Genomic DNA, 21302 nt, shown 5'->3' with positions numbered 1-21302 from the left:
AACAAAAAAACTAATCAACATAATAGAAAACCTCCTGTTTCACCAGAAGGTTTTCTATCTTTCTTCTTTTTTAAAAGTTCTATATATATCCATTTTAATTTTCCAGCATATAAATCGCGGCTATGAAGAACAAAAAGTGACCTGCACTCGTTTTCTCTCTTTAGTTTCACTTGGCATGGGGCAGAAAAAGGATCTGACCGCTTCTATGCATGGCCGGATTCTCTCTCCCACCTAAAAAGAAAGGCTTTATGGCAATTTTTCAATTTGTACTTATATATATCAACTTGTTACATAAATCCGGTTATCGGGCTTTTTCTTTAAAACAATATATTTATTTTGCCTTTAATTGTTTCAATAAGTCTTTAATTTCCGTTAATTCACTCTCTATATGGTGCAACCGACTTTGCATGTCATCAATTTCTTGCTCTGCTTTATAATTAATCGCAAAGTCAATAACAGATTCATGTTTATCACGCGCAGCTTGACGGTTTTGACTCATCATAATAACAGGTGCTTGAAATGCCGCTATAAAAGATAAGCATAAGTTCAATAAAATGAATGGCGGAGCATCAAAGTGTGCTCCTTTTGTGATAGACAGGCTATTCCACATAATCCAGAAACCAAGAAAACATGCAAACCAGGTGATGAATCGCCAGCTACCTCCAAACTGCGCAATTTTATCAGCTAGTCGGTCTGCCCACTTTGTTCGTTGTGTATATGCACTATCAAGTTGGTGAAGGATTTCTGACTCGTAACGATCTACAAGTCGGTCAATACGTGATAAGCTTTCTTGGTTTAAATCAATATCAAAACCTTGAATTTTCGTAGCTTCTTTTTTTTGTCCTTTAATTTGATTCCAGATTTTTTGTACCATTGTACAAACCTCCTCACTTATAGAGGAAGCCATCTTTCCAAAATTCACATAAAGCGGTAACCATTTCTACAAAGTAATCCGCTTCGAATATTCAGTTGTATGACTGCCTCTGATGTCGATTCTATATCCGACTCTCCTATACTCGGATTACCCATAAAACAGTTCCACCTCACCTTTTTTTGAAATTCTTTCTCATTATATGTTATCTTCTCTCTTCTGACTATGTAATTATTGAAAACTATACTTTCATTATCTTACATTTCATATAGAGAAAATGCATTTAAACAACGGTTTATAAATTTATCCTAAATTATATATTTCCATCATGCTTTACGTTCTCTTGTTGTTTAATAAATGAAACATACGTTGATGGTGATCTGTTATTAGTCTATTTAACGTTTCTACATGATTGTGGTTTAGATGTTTCCCTAATCTCCAAGGTACTTTTTCTTTATATTGTTGATTTTTTGTAAAGTCTTCGCTCATTATTTACTCTCCTTTATACTTAAAATGGACAAATATTTACAAGGCATTCATATCATTCCTTTTTATAAGTTATTACATTCTCATTCGAGATATGATTTGAACTATAGTTTGAATGCCAGTTGAAATAAGAGGTGCATTTATATTTCTTGCATCTATTTTGATACTATTTTCTTTATAAAAATTTGATAAATAATTTTTATAAATCGGCTTCATTAGCACATGTTCAGCACGTAAACGTTGAATCAATTCGGTTGCATTCATATTTTTATTTGTCTCTGTATAGTCGAAAGTGTTCTTATAATAACGTACTACTTTACATTCAAACAGAAACACTGGCATAGTAGGTCACCCAAAAACACATACTGATTATTTTTCATAAAAAAACAAAAGAGATTCCTGTTGGAGTCTCTTTTGTTATAATTGCTAATTTACATATCCCTCAAAATAATATGTATCATGATACATTACGTCTATCTTTTTTCAAGCGAAAATATAGAAGAACCAAACACGCAATAATCAGTGATAGAATCAAAAGAACAAACCCATAACGGTGAACATAATGTCCTACCTGACGCCATTTTTCTCCTAACTCAAATCCTAGCTTGATAAAAGTAAAACTCCATAATAATGCTCCTGAATACGCATAAAAGCAAAATGTCGAAAATCGATAACCAGAAATCCCAGCTAAATAAGCAGTAACATGTCGAACTCCTGGAATAAAATAACCAATAAACAATAAGGCAGGACCAATTTTTTGAAACAAAGTCCGTGTCCGATTTATTTTATTTTCTGTAATATGTATTTTTGGACCAAATTTCTTTAAGAACGGAATTCCAAGTTTTACTCCTAAAAAGTAACTAATCGTAATACCAATTGACGAACCAATGCACGCAGTTAATAATGCAAGGAGAAAATTCATTTCCCCTTTATGTACATAGTATCCTACAAACGTTAATATTGTTTCATCAGGTATTGGTAACCCGATAATCCCACCAACTAAAGCAACAATAATTCCGAAATACCCAAAATGCGAAATGAGATAATGTAATTGTTGTTCTATTTGTAATCACCATCCAGCCATACCAATTGCGAATTAATATCTCAATCATTGAGACACCTTTGTAAACAAAAAATTATACATCTCCTAGTATTATCCCAACAAATCCCATTAAAATTCCAGGCGTATATCTCTAAATATAAAGTGAAACTTTAATCAGCGGGGGTTTTCTTCATCCCCCACTGATTATTAGCCCTCACCAATCGGGCTTTTGCGGGATAAACCGAGGATAAATGTGCATCTTTTCACAAGAAAAACAGCTCCTGCATTTCTCCTTCTATAAAAATGTTATTGGTATGAACAATTTTACTACATTCTATTTCAAAGTGGTATTCTAAGTGGAGAGAACTAATATAACACTTTAATACATTTTCCGAAATATGGTATACAGCTTTTCTTTCATTAATCCAATCACAATGATTACTTATTTACTTCACTACACCTCACTTGTTTCCCTCTTTCTTCTCCTACTTACTCGAAACTTCCCTTCATAAAACACCAAACTAACCAAGCCACAAATCAAAATTATTGGTGCACTCACTCTATATAAATCTGTAAAACTCATCGCCATCTTGTTTTCTGCATAGTGACTAACATCACTTGAGAATGCAAGAATCTCTTCCCCTACTTTCTTTTCTTTTTCTTCAATTTCTTTTGTTACTTGTCTTGTAATTTCTTCTCTTTTTACTTCTCTATATTCTATTGGAACGCTGCTTAAAGCTTCATTCACTTTTTCATGAATTAACTTATCTTTTTGTTCCTTGCTCAGACCAAAATTATCTTCACTTTGTTTCTTTTCCGCATTTGATTCAAAGTTTTTATTTTGTATATTTTCTTTTATTATTTGTAATATTTTAGCTTGCTCATCCTGGTCTACATGGATATTACGAACTTTTTCTTCAGCATAGTGATACACTTTCTCTTTATTTATCGATAGATTATGAGTTAAAGTTGACACAAATATAGCTACAGCTAATACAATCCCTACTTGTCTTAGCATCGATACGACGCTTTGAGAAGCAGTTAGTAATTCTCCTTCAAATGAAGAAGCACTTAAAATTGTAATAGGCCCTACAACTAAACCATACCCAACACCTAATATCATACAAGGAACAATGATATCTTTACTCGCCGAATCTATCCCTATCAGTTGTAACCAATAATACGCTACACTCATCACGATAAAGCCCGATAAAATAATAAAGGTTTTCCCAAACTTCTTAATCAGCATTCCAGATAACGGAGAAACAACAAATATCATCGCTGAAATAGGTGTAACTAAAAAAGCGGCTTCAATTTCTGTTCGATGCTGCATTTTTGTAAGAAAAGTTGGAAGTAATACAGTTACTCCAATTAAGAACAGATTACTTAATATAACAACAATAGAAGCTCCAACAAAGGTCCGATCTTTAAAGAGTTGTAAATTCACCATCGGCGCTGCAACTTTTCTTTCTACTAAAATAAATAATAGGAAGGAAATAATACTGGTCATATAGCAAACCCATGCTAAACCGCTTAGCCATCCCCATGTATTCCCCTTTACTAATACGAGGGTGAAAAAGAAAATCGCTGAACTACTTAGCACTAACCCTATCCAATCAATTTTGGATACAACACGTTCTTCATTTTTTATTTGTAGCATAATAAAGCATAAAACAATCCCAACGACACAAATCGGAATATTGACGAAGAATACCCATCTCCATCCTAAATTTTGTGTAATAAGCCCCCCTATTACAGGGCCAATCGCAGCTGATAGGCCTTGTGTTATCCCTAAAATGCTAAGTGCAATATGTCTCTTAGCTAATGGAACTGCTGATACTCCAATTACCATACTCGTCGGAAATAAAATCGCAGCACCTATACTTTGTATAAATCGAGAAAATATTAAAAAATCTCCTGTATTCGCAAATGTACAAAGTACTGAGCCGCCTCCAAAAACGATTAAACCAATGATATACATTTTCGCCTTACCAAAAATATCTGCAATACGTCCTAATGGAATCGCAAGTACCGCAATCGTCATTGTATACACATTTAATATCCATGACATTTTTTCTAATGATGTATTTATACTAGCTTGTATGGCCGGTAAAGCAATGTTCATAATGGTCGTATCAATCATACAAAGAAAGATACCTAAACACATTAAAAATACTATCCTGATACCCTTTGATTGCTCCATATCAATCTCCCCCTTTTATTTACCTTGAACGTTTCTTTTTACTCTGCATCAGTCTCTTCTTTATGTGTAAGCTGAGCTAATTTCTCCTTTAATGTTTCTACTTGTGCGGTATAGGATGCGATCCCCACATCTAACGAAATCTCTTCTGCAAATGTTATACCCGCTTTCCACTTCTCATATTTCAAGCGAAGATCGGCGATATACGTTTCTTTTCTTTCAATTTCTTCTTCAATCCACTTTTTCATCGTATTTGTATCGCTATAGTCCCCAAAATACATGCGCATTAGAAAGTCAGAGCGTAGAACATCCTTCTCTACATCAGTCTTCATATATTGATAAAACTCTTCTCTTCCTTCGTCCGTTATGAAGTACATTTTTTTATTTGGCTTTCCTTCTTGCATTACAACCTTTTTTTTTATTTTTCCTTCTTTCTCTAATTGTCTTAACGTTGGATAGATCATCCCAAAACTCCCATCAAAAAAATAAGTAAATACATCTTCAAAGACAATTTTTATATCATAACCAGACAACTCTTTTTCCATTAGTAACCCTAAAACAACATCTCTTCCTTTCAATATAAACACCTCACACGATTTATATAATCAATAATCATANNTATGATTATTGATTATATAACTTATTTACTTATTTGTAAAATGTAACCAACAAATAGCACACGCATTTATAAAAAAAGCTAATCCTCCTACAAAACAAGAAAGATTAGCTTTATAACTTATATATTTCTGCCCCTGTCTCAATCTTGAAGCATTTTCGCATAAAAAAAGGCTCCAGAACTGGAGCACACAAGTAACAAATAAAAACACAAATACAAATACAAATACAAATAACACTCTTAATTATAATATACAGATATTAAACTTAAATATCAACAAATATGTAAAATTGCATATAATTTTCCTTTATAATGTTAAATTAATTCATAAAAAATTCTATTGTTTTCTGCCAAGAATCTGATTGGCCATAAGAATTCCCTTGTAATGTACCACCACAAGTAAAAACTCCTAAACCCATCTTTACGTTCAATGTTTCACTTAAAGGTACAACATACGGTATTGGTAATGAGTGACCTAAATCTTTATACTCTAAAAGATTGTAGTCATATTTATAATTGTGTTTTACCAAAGTATCCATCACTTCAACACATGCATCATAAGTATTCCACACGTTATCTTCCTGGCCTGCAATTAATAGTAAGTCTGCATGTGCATTCTCTATTTTTATTCGTGCATCTTCTTTATTTTTTGCTATTTCTACACTCTTTTTATATGTAGTAGTAAATCCAAAAGGTGTATTCTTTTCTAAGCAACTACGCTGATGCTCATAAAAAATGTCATTATCAACTGGTATAAATGGCAATGATTTTCCTTCATATGACCATGATGAAACGTTTTTTCCACTCATAAGGCCATCTAACGCTTGGAAACAATACGCATGAGGTGCAGAAACTGCTACTTTAGAAATGACGTTGTATCTTGAAGCAAGAAGTAACGCCAACTCTCCGCCTTTAGATGTACCATGTACATATATTTCACTAGCATGTGTTAATGGATTTTTTTTAAGCCAAAAAAGCACCTTTTCAAAATATTCAAGAGGAATTTCTTCAAGCTTTTTAGGTAATCCCTCTTCATTAAAGTATCCAACGGTTAAAACATTAAAACCTCTAGATGCCAATGGTCCTGACAGAAGAGCAAGACCACTTCGTTCACCATCAGATCCACCCAATACTATAATCGTTTTATTATTTGAGTTGTCAGAGTAAAACAACTCTCCCATAAATTCATCAGTAATCTGTTGTCTTTTCACTTCAGGTAACTTGAACATACGCTCTAGTCTTACACATTCTCGGTCTTGTCCGGATTCACATACTATATCAATAAATATACTATTTTCTATTGATATATTAAGAGCCATATTCCCTCCCTCACTACTAATCTTTTGTAAAGATGCAATAAGCCCCATACTATCTATATAGTCATAAGTTCCAGAATCAGGTTTATGTTTTGATAAATCAACATTACCGTTTGAATCTGCAGTAAACCAAGCGAATGATTCATACTTTTCACCTATTGCCCACGGAAAATGCATGGATGCAGTTACTTTTAGCTTTTCTCCTGGCGTCAACTCTGTAACAGAAATATTAATCCTTTCATCAATAAGCGCAACTTTTGGTTTTATCTGTAATTTCATATCACAAGACCTCCATAATAGTATAAAAATTTTGAGTAGCAATAATGTTATATATTTTAATCTCGACCATTTAAAAATGCTTTCTTCGTAAAACAAAACGATCCAGAGCTCGAGTTTGTGCCTCTTGGAACCCTTCTAGATCTTCAAATTTATAATTTACATCTTCCTCAAAACCAACCTGTTCTTCTTCGTCGCTATTACCATATATTCTTTTTAATAAACTCCATAATGTTTCTAATTCTTCCGTTGTGAAATCATTGAAAATATCCGCCATCAAGCATACTGCTTTCTCACCACATTCTAGCATCACCTTTTTTCCTGATTCTGTGATTGTAACGTTAATAGCACGTTTATCTCGTTTGCTTGGCATCGTAACAAGATATCCTTTATTCTCCAAATTGACTATCAGTTTTTTTGCACTTTGTTTGCTGGTCTCTATCTTTCTTGCAATATTAATGAGTGTTGTTTCATCCTCTGGCAAGTGGGCTATTGCAAGCATAATCATGTACTGTCGTGATGTTAATTTCTCAAAGTAGTTATCACCTTGTATTTGCAGCTTATTAGTAACGGAAAAAAAAGTAGCGTAAGTCTGCTGCATTAAATATAACTCTCTAAGCACTTTAGAATATTCCATAAATATATCCTCTCCTTATTTTGTCACCATGTTGACTATGATTACATTAACAATCTCCGGTATTTTTGTCAACATGGTGACTATAATTTCAATTGGAATTTTGAAATAATTAATAAACATTTGTTATTCTAGTAGTAATCTTACTTGAAACATAAAAAAGCGTTCTCTCATATAGAAGAAACCCTTCAGATTTTTTGAAGGGTTTCTTCGTTCACATAGTCTTTGTTAACATAAATAAATATAATTCTTTTTCCTACTCAGTAAACTTTTTCATAAATAAGGCTGTCCACAGTCCAGAGACACCAAATACTTTATTCGATTGTTTTATCTCTTTCATTCTACGTATTTCTACTTCAGAAAAATCTCTAAAGATGACTCTAAGTTTTTCATCTGTAAAACCTAATCCACCTTTAAGACTTTGTAGTTTGTATACTTCCCAATCCGTTATGTCTGCCCCACCTAATTCTCCGCCTTGAACAAAACAAGTGATTGCAAAATAACCGCCTGGTTTTAAAGCCTTTTTCACCAAATTTATATAACTCATTCTTCTGTGTGGAGCAATATGATGAAAGCATCCTGAATCATACACAATATCGTATGTACCCTCTTCAATTTGCAAATCAAAGATATTACTACAAATAAAATTTATATTTACATTTTTTTCTTTTGCTCGTTCTGTTGCCCATTGAATTGATTCCTGTGATAAATCTACTGCATCAACTAAGCATCCTTTTTCAGCAAAGTAAATCGCATTCCTTCCCGGACCACATCCAAGTTCAAGAACTTTTCCTGAATTAAGTAGCTTTTTCTCGAAATAATTAACTAAGTTCTCATCTGGTTTATTGGTAAAAAAGGGAATTCCTTTTTCACGATTAAAATAAAAATCATCCCAAAATTGAGTTGGTTCACGCAATAATGAGTCTAGCATATTCATTAAATCTTCATAACTACTAATTGTTTCTTTCACAATAACCCCTTCTTTCCAATTAAATCTTACATTCTAATTGTACTAATAATTAGAATGATTCGTGTCTCATCAGAGTTAAAAATGCTTTAAATTTAAATAATTCAAAATTATCTAGTATGCCTATTTATGCTAGTTCAACATGCATAAAGGTACCTATTTTTCCTTTTATATTGCTTTAAAAGTATTTACCTTACTCTTTCTCAAAATCCAACCAAACAATTGGAAATACCCTCAGAATTAGAATTTGATTTCATTTTTTCAGAATTATCGTTACAATTGTTGCGATAATATTACAAATGGATTAGCTACGCATTCCCATTAAATAAAAATATTTCTTTGGTAATTTACATAAATTCCATTACCAGTAGTAAGAAATAAGCACATTCCTTATTGAAATAGCACCAATTTGTGGCTTCTTTTTATTTCAACTTTTTATATATCTTACTTACTAATTTTTTGTTTCCGATTATTTTTGTCACAACAACAGTGTACGATGCATAGTATAAAACAAATACTGTATGACATATAGTAATAAAAATGAGGTGGGTGAATGAGTAATTTATTGAATTCATTAACGACAGAGCTTAGGAGAGGAACGTTGACATTAGCGGTTTTAAGTCAATTACGAACCCCCCAGTATGGATATTCACTTGTTCAGTTATTGGAGGGATCAGGTATTGCCATAGATCAAAGTACCTTATATCCATTGCTTCGCCGATTAGAGAAACAGGAGTTGGTGTCAAGTAATTGGGATACATCTGAGAGTAGACCCCGTAAGTACTATGTTTTAAGTGAATATGGGTTAGAGATATTTTTGCAGTTAAAAAAGGAATGGATAAATAATTCGAAAGAGCTTTATAACTTATTGAAGGGGGAGGAAGATGATGAATCTAATTGAGATTTATATTCAGGAAGTTACTCGGAGGCTGCCTGAAAAAAATCGTGAAGATATTACACTTGAGTTACGGTCAACCATAGAGGATATGCTGCCTGATGATTACAGTGAAGAAGATGTAAAGGCGGTTCTTGAAAAATTAGGGAGTCCAGTCATATTGGCTAGTGGTTATCGAGATCGGCCAATGCACTTAATTGGTCCACGCTATTTTGATGTATATGTGACGCTACTAAAAATGATTTTACCGATTGCCGCTGTCATTTCATTAATCTCGGTGATTGCCGTATATTTTATTGGATATAGTGGAGAACAAGCGGTTATAAATATTGTTTTGAATCTTATAGGTAAAGGAATAGGGAGCATCATTGAAGTAGGGATCCACGTATTCTTTTGGCTAACACTTGTGTTTGCTATTTTAGAAAGAACAGATAAAGAAAGAGATGAGCAGCCATTAACAGCAAGCTTTAAAAAATGGACTCCTGATGATTTGAAAAATACCCCTCATGTCCCTAAGAAAAAAGCGATTTTAAAAGGCGAAGTATTTGGAAGTTTAATGTGGACTGCAATTTGGTCAACCCTTTATTTTTATGCGAATCATCTTGTAGGTGTATATGAACACGGCAGAGACGGACTTAAATTCGTGACCTCAACTTTTAATCAGGAAGTTTTACTTGGATATTGGCCAATCGTTCTTGTTGTAATTGGTTGCGAAATAGCATTAGCCCTTTATAAATTAATAAAGGGACAATGGACAATAGGAATAGCAATTTGTAATACTGCACTCCTGCTTATCACAACCATTGTATTCATTGTTATAGTAATAAATCCAAATGTGATGACCCAAGATTTTATTACGTATATGGCTGATTTATTTACCATAACAGCTAATCAATTTGAAAGATGGATAGTTGGCGGTGGAATTTTCATCTTTATTTTATCTGCAGCAATCGGTATATTTGATGGCTTCCGCAAAGCTAGTATTCGTTAATCCGTATTTACTTATTAAATTAACGGGTGCTTTTCTTGAATAAGCAACAATAGTTAATTCATTTCATTAAGTCTATTAAAATACCAAAAATCCNNGGATTTTTGGTATTTTAATAATTATAGTTTATTTTGAAAATACTACACTACATTTAAAAATCAGGCCGATACTAAAAGAACTATTGTCGTTTTTTCTACTGCAAAATACTCATCCCAGTTATTCAACATATAGTTATCAAAATCTTTTTCACAAATAACCAATGCATATTCCCCTAAAAATGGCACATACTAACAACAAATTTCCAACGAATGGGAGATATATATGAAACAAAAAATAATTTTCTTATTCACTCTTATCTGTTTAGCACTCCCTCTACAAGCTAGTGCCTATACATTCCAAGAGCTTCCCATTGCTTCAAAGTCTAAACAGTGGTATATCGAAATCGATAAATCTCACAGCACAAATCCAAATGCTTTACAACCGAAACAAGGCGTCTTTGATACATACAGTTTGTTTGTAAAAAATATTGGTAAAGATGTATCGAACGTGTCCGTTGAGGTACTTCATAATAATCCAGCATCGCAAGCGACATTTAAACCTTCCAGTAACTCAGATATGAATATTTCAAAAAGCCATACAAGTTTTGAACACATGATTTTCCCTCTATACGCTAATGCCAATACATTTGAAGTCGTCATTACTTGGGAAGAGAAAGAATTTAGTTATAACGGGCATCCAGAGAATGAAGGAAAAAAAATGAAGCAAACATTTGTATTCCATGAAATGTAGAAAAGGTGTTTTCCCACACGGAAAACACCTTTTCTTCGTTTTATAACATTACATGTTTAAATTGCTCTTTAATGTCCAATATTTTTCTGGATTGTCTTTCACAGAGAACTCTACCCATCCATTTGGATCTTCACGATAAACAGTTACTGTTGATCCACTCTCTAATTGTCCAACTTCGTTTTGTGTAACGTTCGGTACACTCTTAATTTGCAAGTCGTACGGATATGGTACCTGATAATACTTTCCTGCCGATTGAACAGTTACTTCTTTATTCCCTAGATCGTTATATGGAATTTCATTTCCTAACGCTTCAACATCTAATGTATTAGGGTTTTTTGGTAATCTATTTGCATTTCGATAATCATTTCTGTTAAACGGTTTAATTCGCTCCATAAGACCAGCAATTTTTCCAGCCCATTCTGGATCAGATGCGTACTTCACATTCATCCCAACTAATGTTGGTCCATTAAAATACATTCCATCTTTCTCTAAATAGCGTTCTCTTACATAGTTGGCATTATATGAGATACTATCACGATATGTTGGCAAATATTTCGCATGATAGAACGGATCTCGATCATATGCTCGTAATCCAAATAAATTATGTTTACGATACGAGATTTCTGATCTTCCATATCCAGACTCTAAAATTGCATGTGCTGCCAAGTAAAGAGCATTTACACCATGTTCATTTTGAGCTGCAATGAAGTCTTGTCCATGACCAATTAGCGGGCTATCAGAACGAGATTTCTTAATAAAATTATCAATCTCTTGCGCTGTAACATTAGAAACCAATGTTAAATCTAAATTTAAATAAGATTGTTGAGCATTAAATAAAAATTGTGCATATTCTTCACGTGTTACAATTCCAGACGGGTTAAATGTACCTGTCCCATTTCCATCTGCCATACCATTAGACTGGAGAGCACTAATCGCATCTTGTGCCCATGACCATGCTTTTGGATCTACGTCATTAAATGTATGGTTAGCCTTTACTTTTAAATGATAAGCTTTCTGTAAAATTACTGCCATTTCAGCACGAGTTAACGAATCCTTCGGTCTAAAGTTTCCCTTTTCATCCCCTGTAAAGATTCCCATCTCTGTTAAAGCTAGAATCTCATTTGGAAACATCGTTGTACTCGCACTAACATCATGATATGGGTTTTTATATCCTTCTTTAGCTTCTATCTTAAGTGCTCGATAAACAAGTGCAGCTACTTGTTCACGTGTTACCTTATCCCCTAGCCCAAATTTACCGTTGTCATATCCTGCAATAACCTTTTTATTTGTTAAATCAGTGATTGCTTCATATGCCCAATGGCCTTTGGGCACATCTGGAAATTCATTTTCAGCCGCAAACGAAGTGGATGGAACCATTACAACTTGCAATGCAATTGTCATTGCTAAAACATTAGAAATTACTTTTTTCATCGTATTTTTAACACGTTATGTACTTGCTCGTCCCGTGTTAACTTGCCTCCTTTTTTTTATAAAATTTTAACATTTCACCTATTAAACTAACACACTCTCAAATGAAGTAAAACTTTCATTCCCTCTAATAAACTGGTGATTTCTTATTAAGAGAAATGATTACAATCTACAAATAACGAGATAAATTAGTCAACGATAAAAGTATACGTTATAAAAATAAACTAATCTAGTCCTAGATTTATTTAAAATCAATATAAAACGATATATTTTTCTATTTTGATTAAAAACTATATAACTCTCAAACGAAAAGCACATCCTATTAAAAGCTGATGTGCTCAAATATAAAACAATTATTTTGCTAGTCGGTATTTAGATACGTCATAATTTTTCCATTCATAATAATCTAAAATCCCTGCATAAATTGCTTCCGCTGCAATTTGTCTTCCGGATTCAGTAGCTAGCTTTTCATAATCTGCGCTATTATCTAAAAAGGCAAGTTCAGTTAACACTGCTGGCATTTCATTTTCTCTAGTTACATAAAGATCTTTTTCTTGCACCTTGCGATCCCTTGTATGAAGTGCTTCAACTAAACGCTTTTGTATTTTTTCTGCTAACATACGACTTTCTTTTTCACGCTCAGTTAATTCACCTGTTTTTGATTCTTTATAATAAAATGTTTCTGTTCCATATCCATTGTGTTCCTGAGAAGCATTCGCATGAATACTAACAAAAATATCTCCGTCGTGTTCTTTTGCAAATTTCACACGATTTTCAAGATCGCTTTTTTGGTCATCCCCTAGTCGGATATCTGTATCACGTGTTAATAAAGCATTGAATGGCGTATTTTTCTCTAATAATTGTTGTAATCGTTTAGACGTATCTAACACAATATTACTCTCAGATAGCCCTTGAGTATCTTTCCCCGGATCTTTGCCACCATGACCAGGATCAATAATAATTACTTTTCCTTCTAAAGGATCTTGAACCTGAAATGAATCAGCTTTTGCAATAAATTGCGCTGCTTCTGCTCTCGTTACAGTTTTTGTTGGTTCCCAAGTCGTACTTGTAGTACCTTTAGAGATTCCTAGAGCAACTAGAATATTAGCTTTCTCTTTCCCCCAGTGATCGTTTAAGTCTGCGAATTTTGTTTCTACTGTTCCACTTACTTTTGTATCAAATTGGTATGCTCCTACAAGCATAGATGCGATTGAAGCACGATCAATTTTACCATCCGGGTCAAAGGTACCGTCTCCTTTACCTTTGATTACACCCGCTTTTTCTACAGCTGCAATATATTTTGTAGCCCAATGATTTTGAGCATCTTTATAAGTTGGTTTCGCCCCATCTTCAATCTTTAAGTTTAAGATTTTTGCCATCATTGTAGCTGCTTCCCCACGAGTTACTTCTCTGTCAGGAGTGAATGTACCGTCAGGGTTACCTGCGATAGCACCTTTTCCTACTAAGTAGTTCACAGACTCTTTAGACCAATGGTTTTCTACGTCTGGGAATGTTTTTGTTTGAGCAAAACTACTAGATGAGTAAGATAATAAACTAGCTGCTAGAATACCTGCTGCGATGATTCTATATTTCATAGAATATGTTCCCCTCTCAAGGATAATATTTTTAATAAAATAAGTATAATTTCGAAATTTTTTACAGTCAATTAAAATATGGATTTTTTTGTATTAATTTTGTATTTTTTAGTATAAAATCTTTCTTGAGCATAACCTTATTTCTAGAAAATTCACACAAATTTCTCCTTGAAAAATACAGTTTATTATATTATTTTACAAAAGAACAAAGGGGGATTAATCATTATGTCGACAAAACGGAAAAAAATAGAACATCGAATGTACACTATGTGCATGATTCAAAATGATGACAAAGTCTTGTTAATAAAGCGTCCTGATCATTTAGGATTTCCAGGATATTTAGCCCCTGGCGGAAAGGTAGAATTTCCAGAAAGTATTGTTCAAGCTGCAGCTAGAGAAGTAAAAGAGAAATAAACAGACTTTAATTTTCGAAATTTTAATAAAGTACTTGATTCCTGAAAAATTTGAATTATTATGAAATAAATATTACTAACAACTTCATAAATCAAACACTCTCGCCTAAAACGTGAGATAGAGGTTGCAGCACTTATAAGTATTCTAAAGGAGACACAGAGATGTCGATGAGTTTAGAAAAAAGGAAGTGTTGCCGAAATTGATAAATTTCTCTGTATTTATCAATTTCGGCTGTTTTCGAATAGAAACAGAACTGTCATATGTACAGACGTGTATGTATGAAGAGCTATCTACAAAAAAGAGATATCATGCTTATTATGATATTCCTTTTTTGGCGTTTTTTTTATTAGCTCCTTTTTCTGTTTCCCTTTTCCTGTAACAGCACCATCCTCATCTATTTGAGATGGTGTTTTTTTATTTTTCTTTCCGGTAACTACAGGGATATTGGGGGATTTATACATTACTCTCCTATATATGTTTACACCTTTCCTGATTTATTAACAAAAATGGATGAAAGAAGGAATTTGTAATGGAAACGATTGTTCAAAAATTTGGTGGTACTTCTGTCGGAAGTATACAGCGCATTCAACATGTAGCAGATTTAATTATAAAGGAATATGAGCGAGGTCATAGCGTTGTTTCTGTCGTTTCTGCAATGGGCAAAAATACAGATGAACTCGTTGCACTCGCTAGCGCTATTACTGACAATCCAAGTAGACGTGAAATGGATATGCTTTTAACAACTGGCGAACAAGTAACGATTTCCCTCTTAACAATTGCGCTGCAAACAAAAGGGTACAACGCTATTTCACTAACTGGTTGGCAAGCTGGTATTACAACAGAATCTGTACATAGTAGTGCACGGATTACTGATATTAACACAGAACGTATCCAATCCCATTTACAAGAAGGAACAATTGTCATTGTGGCTGGTTTCCAAGGCTTAAGTGAAGAAAAAGAAATTACAACCCTAGGTCGCGGTGGTTCTGATACTACTGCTGTTGCATTAGCAGCTGCGCTGAAAGCAAAAAAATGTGATATTTACACAGATGTAACAGGCGTTTATACAACTGATCCACGCGTTGTAAATGACGCTTATAAATTAGATGAAATTTCTTATGATGAAATGTTAGAACTCGCAAATTTAGGTGCTGGTGTCTTACACCCACGTGCTGTTGAATTTGCAAAAAATCATAACGTATTGTTAGAAGTTCGCTCAAGTATGAAACAAGAAAATGGGACAATTGTAAGGGGAGAATGTAACATGGAACAACAATCGGTGGTAAAAGGTATTGCATTTGAAGATAATATTACACGCGTCACAATTAAAGGACTCGAACAAGGATCGCTCTCAACTGTTTTCTCTACATTAGCTACTGCTCATATTAATGTTGACATTATTATTCAAAGTATTACAAATGAAGGAACTGTACATCTATCCTTCTCTATTCACTCCAATGATTTAAGAGAAACATTAGAAGTATTAGAACAAAATCAAGAAGCACTTCACTATGAATCTGTAGAATACGAAAATCATCTAGCAAAAGTATCTATCGTAGGGTCTGGCATGGTATCTAATCCAGGTGTCGCTGCTAATATGTTCTCTACATTAAAAGAAGGAAATATTCATATTAAAATGGTAAGTACATCTGAAATTAAAGTATCTGTTGTAATCGACCGCTTACACTTAGTAGATGGTGTAGAAGCACTTCACCAATCATTTATGGCTAAAATTGAACCTATGGTACAAATGAATTAATTTCATTACAAAAATAAGAGCAAAGAACATCTTCTTTGCTCTTATTTTTTCTCCAGCAAAATACAATTATGTTACACTATTACATGTGAAATATTTTCCAAATCACTTCTAAACGATACGAAAAACATGTAAAGGCGGATACATAATGAGAACAGAAAAGATCCTTTTAATAGATGATGAACAAGGCATATTAGATATGTTGGTACTTACCTTAAAGAAAGAAAACTTCATTCATATAACAACCGCTATAAACGGTACAGAGACGTTAAACTTAATTAAAAATCATTCATTCGATATCATTTTACTTGATGTTATGCTACCAGACATAGATGGTTTCGAACTATGTAGACAAATTCGAAACTATACAAATACTCCTATTTTATTTGTAACAGCACGATCCAGTGATTTAGATAAATTAACAGGCCTCGGAATTGGCGGGGATGATTACATAACAAAGCCTTTTAACCCTTTAGAAGTAGCTGCTCGAATTAACGTACAATTACGTAGACAACGTATGCTGCTAGATAACCAACAAGTAGAAAATTCAAATCTACATTTCCAGTCCTTTTCTCTCTATCCAAGCGAAGGACGTATGACTGTACACGAAAAACCTGTTCATTGTACAGCAAAAGAACTAGAATTACTTACTTTCTTATGTACACATCCAAATCGAATTTTTACAGCTGAGCAGCTATATGAGCAAGTATGGGGACTCTCTTCTATGGGTGATGATAAAACAGTAGTTATGCACATTTCTAAATTACGCAAGAAAATAGAAGTCGATCCACGGTCCCCTCAATATATCATTAATTTAAGAGGAATCGGCTACAAATTTATCCCGCATACTAAGGAGCTGTCCAAATGAAAATCGGTTTCCGACTAGGCTTTCATTTCATTCTTAGTTTAGTTATCGGCACTTTTTTTATGGGGATTGTAATGGCAGTCTTAATAGAAATTATATTGCCCCTTATTGGAATAAATACAGACAACAAGGACACAGAAGCTCTTATCGTTTTCAGTCTGTTTATATGCACTCTTATTTTAGGTGCTATTATATATGGATGGCATATAGGGAAACCTTTATTTCGAATGATTTCATGGATTAACCATCTAGCAGAAGGTTCTTATGCGGCGCCAGAAAGTACGAAACAAATGTACAATAAAAAAACTGGAAAATTAAAAGGTCCTTATCACTTATATAAAGACGTCTTCCTAAATATAGAACATTTAACAAACAGATTACGAGAAATAGAGAATGAACGAGAGCAATTAGAAAAAATGAAACGAGAATGGATGGCAGGAATCTCTCACGATTTAAAAACACCGCTCACTTATATTACAGGATACAGTGCACTTATGTTATCACCCGATCATAAGTGGAGTCAGGAAGAAAAAGAGAAGTTCTTGCAAGAGATTCAGCAAAAAGGGGACCATATGAAAGAATTAATTGAAGACTTAAATCTCTCCTTTCGTCTTCAAGATTCACAGATCCCATTAAGAACAGAAGAAATAAACATTGTTGAATTTACAAGAAGAATAATAGCTGATATAACAAACGATCCACGGTCTGAACATTATCATTTTAGCTTTCAGTCAGACGAAACAAAAATAATGATTCCTATTGATACAAAATTACTCCACCGTTCTTTACAAAACTTATTTATAAACGCTGTTTTACATAACCATGAAGGAACAAAAATTCATACCACTATCTCATTAGAGAACGATATACATATTATAATAGAAGATACTGGCACCGGTATGGATGAAATGACGGTTCAAAATTTATTTAAACAGTACTACCGAGGGACAACTACAAATGTTTCAAGCGAAGGCACCGGCCTAGGAATGGCAATCGCTCATAAAATTATAACAGCGCATGGCGGAACAATTCATGTAGACAGTGAAGTAGAGAAAGGGACAACGATCCATATTACACTTCCAACTCTATAGTACTTATTGCCGACAAAAATACAGTTTGATTCAAGTAACGATTACTATTGTTCTATTTAACAGCACAAACATAAACAAAATTTATTCCTACGCGAAAAAACCAATCTCTCTTTTTTATACGCGAGAAATTGGTTTTTTCTTGTTTTTTACAAATCAAACCATTCTGAAAATCTTAATTCGTTACATATATTCAGCTTCCGAAAAAAACACCGATAAGGGAATAGATAATAATTGTTGAAAATAAAATCGTCATATGGAAAAGAGAAAAAATAAACAATGCTTTTGCCCATTTCTCTGAATCCATTTTTTTATAACCAAAAATACTTAAAATAAGCCATAAAATACTTAAAAGAAGCGCTACCAACATAAGTCCAACACTTAAAGAGCCTAAAAGAACACTGATTCCAATTAAAATGATTAAATAAATATTCGTTTGTATATATGTTCTTTTCACACCTTTGACTACTGGAAGCATCGGAACCTTCGCAGCTTTATACTCATTATGTTTGCGAATAGCTATGGCATAGAAATGAGGCATTTGCCAAATAACCATTATGATAAAAAGACCAATAATAGCCGGATGCGTTATATCTGGGTAAATAGCAGCCCAGCCGATGAGTGGTGGCATTGCCCCTGAAATACTTCCTATTTCTGTATTGTAAATTGTTCTTCTTTTGCTCCACATTGTATACGGTACAATATACAAAAATAAGCCTAAAAATCCTAACAATGCTGCTAAATACGTAGTTAATGATAGCGCTATTAACCCAAAGATAGTCATTAAGATTCCAAGGTATAATACAACCTTAGGACTTATTTCCCCAGTCACAGTTGGTCTATTTTTTGTTCTCTCCATAATCGAATCAATATCACGATCATATAAGTTATTAAACGCCCCTGCCGCACCTATTACTAAAATCGAACCAATAAAAGCAAATATAATTTCCGGAATCTTCTCAAGCGGGCTAATTTGGTATTTATATAAAGCCAATGTCAATCCTGCAAACATTGGAATTAGGTTCGACTTGATAATCCCGCTCTTAACAGTTTGCGCCAAAATGTTTGATACTTTCTGTTTCGAAGTTACTAACTCTTCTTTCCTTTGCATGATACCCCTTCTCCCTTTTACTAGACTCTCTTACTATATCTTACTACAATCAAAAATTTCATTACTATATATACATCAATTAAAAAAACGACATACCCCCCCTCTTTTAGGTGGGAGAGAGCATCTGCCATACATAGAAGCGGTCAGGACCTTTTTCTGCCACATGCGAAGTAACAACAGAAAGAGCAAACGAGTGTAGGTTACTTTTTATTCTGCATAGCAGAGGTTTAGATGTCGAAAAATTAAAATAGATTTATATAATGGTCACTTTCTGACGAGATATCGTCTATAATTTATATACCAATAAGAATTTACATACTATACGGTATATTAATACTATATAACTTGTCAAGAAAAGGAGGAGTACGATGAACCGACGAAGATTAACCCAAGAGGAGAGGAAGAAAGAAACACGACAATTACTCTTGGAATCAGCTTTTGAAACTTTTGCCAAATTAGGATTTCATGGAGCTTCTGTTGATAAGATTGCAGAACATGCTGGATTTAGTAAAGGAGCTGTTTATGCTCATTTTCATACGAAAGAAGATCTCTTCTTAGCCATAGTAGAACAACAAATGAATTTATATGTGCGGAACATCCGTCAAGTAATAGGACAGCAGCAGTCATTATCACATTTTATTGAAACGATGGATGAGTATTTTGATTCAGTTAGACAGCAAACTCACACATGGAGTATGCTTAGCATGGAATTTCTTCTATATGCAATGCGTGAAGAATCCGTACGCCATAAATGGTCTAACATGGTAACTGAAGCGGTAAAACAAATTTCTAAATCAATTGAGAGTTTACTATTGAAGGAGAATTACAAATCTACTTTATCTACCGAAGAAATAGCGTGGACCATGCTGTCGTTAGAAAATGGCATGTCCATATTTTATCACATTAGTCAAAATCACATACCCCTTGATTTATATGGAAAAGCACTACAAACCATGCTCCTATCCTCCCACCAGGAAGATCAGAAAATTCTCTAATCCAAACCAATTTAAAATATACAAATCAAAAACTATTTACACAACAAAACACACTCCAAACAGATCTATTTGGAATGTGTTTTGTTACTAATTTTTTCTTGGTCGTGCTTGTGAGGTACTTATAATCAAATCTTATAAACTACAATTATGGTAAAGAACCTTTATCCACCAGGCTTTAATATAATACTTCCTGTCATGGACTGTACTGTTAATTTCGTGTCATCCTCTTTTCCATTTCCTATATGTCCCTTTACTTTATGGTCGTTTCCTTTTTCGGATGAAAGTGAAAATTCAGTTTTTATTTGACCTGCACGTGTTGATAAATCAACTTCTAGGCTTTTTGGGTCTTTCTGAAAGTGTATATTTATATTAGAGGATTCAGTTTTTATTTTATTTTCATTTTTCAATTCTGAAACAGTCGATACATTCACCTCACCCGTATTATTTTGAATATCAAAGTTCCCTTCTACTCCCCGTAACGTAATTCCCCCTGACTTAGAAACACCTTTTATTTTTTCTCCTTTATAGTCCTTTATTGTTATATCACTTGAATCACTATAAAAATCCAATTGTTTTGATGCTATATTTTCTCCTACTACCTCTCCTGATTCTGTTTTGACATCTATTTTTTTATATGTTTTTTCAGGAAGATATATATGTACAGTAGCTGTTTTTAAATTCACAATAGACGAAGAATTCTCTGTTATAATTTCTAACTTCTCTCCATCTTCTTTTATTTTGGCATCTTTTACCTCTCCTGTATCAACTATAATACTCTTTTCAGATGTCGAATGTAATTTAATATCTTGTCCTATTGTTTTCACATGAATTTCATTTATATTTTTAGCAGCAAACTTTTTGGAGACTGTTGCTTCATTTTTGTTTGCATCACAAGCTACTAAATTCAAAGTCATGACACTTATAAATGAAAACAAATACATTTTCTCTTTTATATTCTTCATTCCATCAC

At 33.5% G+C, this 21302-nt stretch carries 21 protein-coding genes, 1 pseudogene and 1 riboswitch; of the genes and pseudogenes, 8 read left to right on the top strand and 14 right to left on the bottom strand.

Annotated features, from left to right (window positions below; all coding sequences use genetic code 11):
• Positions 1 to 331: 331 nt before the first annotated feature.
• From COO03_RS07235 to COO03_RS07200, 10 genes are all read right to left on the bottom strand, one after another.
• Positions 332 to 874: a DUF1003 domain-containing protein gene (locus COO03_RS07235; protein ID WP_097896353.1), complete on the bottom strand. Its 543-nt coding sequence runs from the start codon at positions 872 to 874 to the stop codon at positions 332 to 334.
• A gap of 330 nt (positions 875 to 1204) precedes the next feature.
• Positions 1205 to 1360 carry a hypothetical protein gene (locus tag COO03_RS26930; RefSeq protein WP_154724643.1) on the bottom strand — a complete coding sequence of 52 codons (156 nt, stop codon included), beginning with the start codon at positions 1358 to 1360 and terminating at the stop codon, positions 1205 to 1207.
• A gap of 72 nt (positions 1361 to 1432) precedes the next feature.
• On the bottom strand, positions 1433 to 1699 hold the full coding sequence (locus COO03_RS07230) for a hypothetical protein (RefSeq protein WP_230322512.1): 267 nt from the start codon (positions 1697 to 1699) through the stop codon (positions 1433 to 1435).
• 115 nt (positions 1700 to 1814) lie between these two features.
• A complete protein-coding gene (locus tag COO03_RS07225; protein WP_230322515.1) occupies positions 1815 to 2372 on the bottom strand; it encodes a DedA family protein in 558 nt (185 codons plus the stop codon).
• On the bottom strand, positions 2326 to 2469 hold the full coding sequence (locus COO03_RS27495) for a hypothetical protein (RefSeq protein ID WP_230322511.1): 144 nt from the start codon (positions 2467 to 2469) through the stop codon (positions 2326 to 2328). The genes COO03_RS07225 and COO03_RS27495 overlap by 47 nt, the downstream gene beginning before the upstream one ends.
• Before the next feature lie 384 nt (positions 2470 to 2853).
• On the bottom strand, positions 2854 to 4602 hold the full coding sequence (locus COO03_RS07220; protein ID WP_097896350.1) for an MFS transporter: 1749 nt from the start codon (positions 4600 to 4602) through the stop codon (positions 2854 to 2856).
• A 38-nt stretch (positions 4603 to 4640) separates the two neighbouring features.
• Entirely contained in the window at positions 4641 to 5177 is a 537-nt protein-coding gene (locus tag COO03_RS07215; protein WP_097896348.1) for a PadR family transcriptional regulator, read from the bottom strand.
• Between the two features lie 358 nt (positions 5178 to 5535).
• Positions 5536 to 6810 (bottom strand): acyl-CoA thioesterase/bile acid-CoA:amino acid N-acyltransferase family protein, encoded by a 1275-nt coding sequence (locus tag COO03_RS07210; protein ID WP_097896346.1) that lies wholly within the window; start codon positions 6808 to 6810, stop codon positions 5536 to 5538.
• A gap of 70 nt (positions 6811 to 6880) precedes the next feature.
• Complete coding sequence (locus tag COO03_RS07205) at positions 6881 to 7444, bottom strand: MarR family winged helix-turn-helix transcriptional regulator (RefSeq protein WP_097896344.1); 564 nt, start codon at positions 7442 to 7444, stop codon at positions 6881 to 6883.
• A gap of 253 nt (positions 7445 to 7697) precedes the next feature.
• A complete protein-coding gene (locus COO03_RS07200) occupies positions 7698 to 8411 on the bottom strand; it encodes a class I SAM-dependent methyltransferase (protein WP_097896342.1) in 714 nt (237 codons plus the stop codon).
• Between the two features lie 550 nt (positions 8412 to 8961).
• Between COO03_RS07200 and COO03_RS07195 the strand changes: the two genes are divergently transcribed.
• The 3 genes from COO03_RS07195 (at position 8962) to COO03_RS07185 (ending at position 11080) form a co-directional block, all read left to right on the top strand.
• A complete protein-coding gene (locus COO03_RS07195; protein ID WP_097896340.1) occupies positions 8962 to 9309 on the top strand; it encodes a PadR family transcriptional regulator in 348 nt (115 codons plus the stop codon).
• Positions 9296 to 10294, top strand: coding sequence for an HAAS signaling domain-containing protein (locus COO03_RS07190; protein ID WP_097896417.1), 999 nt, complete (start codon positions 9296 to 9298; stop codon positions 10292 to 10294). Before COO03_RS07195 ends, COO03_RS07190 begins: the two co-directional genes overlap by 14 nt.
• Before the next feature lie 318 nt (positions 10295 to 10612).
• The gene (locus COO03_RS07185) at positions 10613 to 11080 is read left to right on the top strand and encodes a hypothetical protein (protein WP_097896339.1); all 468 of its coding nucleotides are present in this window, start codon (positions 10613 to 10615) and stop codon (positions 11078 to 11080) included.
• Between the two features lie 48 nt (positions 11081 to 11128).
• Here COO03_RS07185 and COO03_RS07180 read toward each other — a convergent pair whose 3' ends face one another.
• Together COO03_RS07180 and COO03_RS07175 are read right to left on the bottom strand one after the other, a co-directional pair.
• On the bottom strand, positions 11129 to 12511 hold the full coding sequence (locus COO03_RS07180) for an S-layer homology domain-containing protein (protein WP_097896337.1): 1383 nt from the start codon (positions 12509 to 12511) through the stop codon (positions 11129 to 11131).
• A 350-nt stretch (positions 12512 to 12861) separates the two neighbouring features.
• Positions 12862 to 14103, bottom strand: coding sequence for an N-acetylmuramoyl-L-alanine amidase (locus COO03_RS07175; protein ID WP_097896336.1), 1242 nt, complete (start codon positions 14101 to 14103; stop codon positions 12862 to 12864).
• 225 nt (positions 14104 to 14328) lie between these two features.
• Here COO03_RS07175 and COO03_RS07170 point away from each other — a divergent pair.
• The 4 genes and pseudogenes from COO03_RS07170 to COO03_RS07150 form a co-directional block, all read left to right on the top strand.
• Positions 14329 to 14514: pseudogene (locus COO03_RS07170) on the top strand (NUDIX domain-containing protein); the annotation flags it as partial.
• Positions 14515 to 14627: 113 nt separating this feature from the next.
• Positions 14628 to 14814, top strand: a riboswitch (Lysine riboswitch).
• Positions 14815 to 15046: 232 nt separating this feature from the next.
• Positions 15047 to 16276, top strand: a complete 1230-nt coding sequence (locus COO03_RS07160) for an aspartate kinase (protein ID WP_097896334.1) — start codon at positions 15047 to 15049, stop codon at positions 16274 to 16276.
• Between the two features lie 145 nt (positions 16277 to 16421).
• On the top strand, positions 16422 to 17141 hold the full coding sequence (locus tag COO03_RS07155) for a response regulator transcription factor (RefSeq protein ID WP_097896333.1): 720 nt from the start codon (positions 16422 to 16424) through the stop codon (positions 17139 to 17141).
• Positions 17138 to 18229, top strand: a complete 1092-nt coding sequence (locus COO03_RS07150) for a sensor histidine kinase (protein ID WP_097896331.1) — start codon at positions 17138 to 17140, stop codon at positions 18227 to 18229. The genes COO03_RS07155 and COO03_RS07150 overlap by 4 nt, the downstream gene beginning before the upstream one ends.
• A gap of 190 nt (positions 18230 to 18419) precedes the next feature.
• On the opposite strand, the gene cyoE is transcribed toward COO03_RS07150, so the two are convergent.
• On the bottom strand, positions 18420 to 19337 hold the full coding sequence (gene cyoE / locus COO03_RS07145; protein ID WP_097896329.1) for a heme o synthase: 918 nt from the start codon (positions 19335 to 19337) through the stop codon (positions 18420 to 18422).
• Positions 19338 to 19705: 368 nt separating this feature from the next.
• On the opposite strand from cyoE, the gene COO03_RS07140 reads away from it, so the two are divergent.
• A complete protein-coding gene (locus COO03_RS07140) occupies positions 19706 to 20332 on the top strand; it encodes a TetR/AcrR family transcriptional regulator (protein ID WP_097896327.1) in 627 nt (208 codons plus the stop codon).
• A 161-nt stretch (positions 20333 to 20493) separates the two neighbouring features.
• Here the strand turns inward: COO03_RS07140 and COO03_RS07135 are convergent, their stop codons facing one another.
• Positions 20494 to 21294: a DUF4097 family beta strand repeat-containing protein gene (locus COO03_RS07135; RefSeq protein ID WP_097896325.1), complete on the bottom strand. Its 801-nt coding sequence runs from the start codon at positions 21292 to 21294 to the stop codon at positions 20494 to 20496.
• Between the last annotated feature and the right edge of the window lie 8 nt (positions 21295 to 21302).

Source organism: Bacillus sp. AFS098217 (assembly GCF_002551815.1).
Taxonomy (GTDB): Bacteria; Bacillota; Bacilli; order Bacillales; family Bacillaceae_G; genus Bacillus_A.
The sequence above is the reverse complement of the archived record's forward strand: the minus strand, read 5'-3'. Positions and strand labels throughout refer to the sequence as shown.

Coding starts and splice junctions, on each gene's coding strand:
- COO03_RS07230 (WP_230322512.1), bottom strand. CDS start 1,699: ATGCCAGTGTTTCTGTTTGAATGTAAAGTAGTACGTTATTATAAGAAC.
- COO03_RS07235 (WP_097896353.1), bottom strand. CDS start 874: ATGGTACAAAAAATCTGGAATCAAATTAAAGGACAAAAAAAAGAAGCT.
- COO03_RS07155 (WP_097896333.1), top strand. CDS start 16,422: ATGAGAACAGAAAAGATCCTTTTAATAGATGATGAACAAGGCATATTA.
- COO03_RS07220 (WP_097896350.1), bottom strand. CDS start 4,602: ATGGAGCAATCAAAGGGTATCAGGATAGTATTTTTAATGTGTTTAGGT.
- COO03_RS07175 (WP_097896336.1), bottom strand. CDS start 14,103: ATGAAATATAGAATCATCGCAGCAGGTATTCTAGCAGCTAGTTTATTA.
- COO03_RS07185 (WP_097896339.1), top strand. CDS start 10,613: ATGAAACAAAAAATAATTTTCTTATTCACTCTTATCTGTTTAGCACTC.
- COO03_RS07140 (WP_097896327.1), top strand. CDS start 19,706: ATGAACCGACGAAGATTAACCCAAGAGGAGAGGAAGAAAGAAACACGA.
- COO03_RS07210 (WP_097896346.1), bottom strand. CDS start 6,810: ATGAAATTACAGATAAAACCAAAAGTTGCGCTTATTGATGAAAGGATT.
- COO03_RS07150 (WP_097896331.1), top strand. CDS start 17,138: ATGAAAATCGGTTTCCGACTAGGCTTTCATTTCATTCTTAGTTTAGTT.
- COO03_RS07135 (WP_097896325.1), bottom strand. CDS start 21,294: ATGAAGAATATAAAAGAGAAAATGTATTTGTTTTCATTTATAAGTGTC.
- cyoE (WP_097896329.1), bottom strand. CDS start 19,337: ATGCAAAGGAAAGAAGAGTTAGTAACTTCGAAACAGAAAGTATCAAAC.
- COO03_RS07195 (WP_097896340.1), top strand. CDS start 8,962: ATGAGTAATTTATTGAATTCATTAACGACAGAGCTTAGGAGAGGAACG.
- COO03_RS07205 (WP_097896344.1), bottom strand. CDS start 7,444: ATGGAATATTCTAAAGTGCTTAGAGAGTTATATTTAATGCAGCAGACT.
- COO03_RS26930 (WP_154724643.1), bottom strand. CDS start 1,360: ATGAGCGAAGACTTTACAAAAAATCAACAATATAAAGAAAAAGTACCT.
- COO03_RS07160 (WP_097896334.1), top strand. CDS start 15,047: ATGGAAACGATTGTTCAAAAATTTGGTGGTACTTCTGTCGGAAGTATA.
- COO03_RS07190 (WP_097896417.1), top strand. CDS start 9,296: ATGAATCTAATTGAGATTTATATTCAGGAAGTTACTCGGAGGCTGCCT.
- COO03_RS07180 (WP_097896337.1), bottom strand. CDS start 12,511: ATGAAAAAAGTAATTTCTAATGTTTTAGCAATGACAATTGCATTGCAA.
- COO03_RS27495 (WP_230322511.1), bottom strand. CDS start 2,469: ATGATTGAGATATTAATTCGCAATTGGTATGGCTGGATGGTGATTACA.